General features: G+C 56.1%; 2 protein-coding genes. Both read right to left on the reverse strand.

The window, feature by feature from the left end:
* The coding region (locus A3730_RS28570) for an N-6 DNA methylase (RefSeq protein ID WP_156501433.1) at nt 1-847 on the reverse strand (847 nt) is incomplete at its 3' end.
* On the reverse strand, nt 848-1,259 hold a 412-nt coding region (rmuC, locus tag A3730_RS28575; protein ID WP_156501434.1), incomplete at its 5' end, for a DNA recombination protein RmuC.

Genomic DNA, 1,259 nt, shown 5'->3' on the forward strand with positions numbered 1-1,259 from the left:
ACAGAATATTGGCGCCGTTTACGCCGTGAAGCATCATGTTCATGCTGGAGACGCGCAGCATGGTGGTGTCGAAGTCGAAGCCCCAGAACATCTGTTTATTGATGTGTTCCCGGTAGGGGTCCAACAGGTCGCCGGTGTAGTGCTTGTTGCCCTCCTCGTCTTCGAAGGTACCGGCATCGCTGGAATGCACCCGGTTGAGGTATTCCATGGTGCGGGCCAGGAAACCGGCGGTACCGCAGGCCGGGTCGCAGATGATATCGGTGGGTTGCGGGTCGATCAGCTCCACCATGGCATCGATGATGTGGCGCGGGGTACGGAACTGACCGTTGATGCCGGCGGTGGTGAGTTTGCTGAGCAGGTATTCGTAGATGTCACCTTTCACGTCGCTCTGGGTGAGCGGCAGGTTATCGACCATTTCCACGGCGGAGACCAGTACGGATTCGTTCTTGATCTCCAGATCGGCGTCTTTCATGTATTCGCCGATGTGACCCAGGGCCTGGGTGGCACTGCCTTCGCTGCCCAGGCCCTCCTCTTCTGCATGTTGCCCCAGGCTGGCAAAATAGGGGTAGACCTCATTTTTGAGGTGTTTATGCAGCTCTTTACCGCTGAGGTTCTTGAAGTTCTTCCAGCGCAGTAGCTGACCTTCGGGGGTGTTCGGGAACAGGCGGTCGAACTCCTTCTTGCTGCGGGCGGCTTTACGCTCTGCCACTTCTTCCTGCATGTCGAGCATGCGGGCGAACATGAGGTAGCTGATCTGCTCGATAACCGTGAGGGGGTTGGTGATGCCCCCGGTCCAGAATTTTTCCCAGAGTTTGTCGATGTCGTTTTTTAGCTGGCCTGTGAGCATTTAGTTGATCTCTTGATTCGGTGTTTCATCTGCTGATTCGTCAGCATCTGTATGTGATTGGTCGCTGATCTGGTCTATCGATTCGCCCTGAGCGGTTGTTTCCTCATCTTGCTCTTCTGGTTCTTCCAGCGGCTCTACGATCAAGGCAAGGCGCTCGGATTCAATATCGGTATGCACAGGCTCCAAGCTCGGCAGTGACTTGCTAACTTTGGTGGAAAGCTGGCCGAAGCGCTCCACTTTCCCATACAGGCCCTGCTGCCCCGCCAGCGCCGTTATGGGGTTGTTGTAGTGGCTGCTGACGGTTTTCAGGGTGCCGCCCAGCTTGTTGAGCCGTTCTGCCACGGTGCAAACCTGATTAAAGATTTCACCCGCCTTTTCGGAGATCTCGCGGGCTTCCGCATTGCTACGCTCG

Source organism: Alcanivorax sp. HI0044 (genome assembly GCF_001634945.1).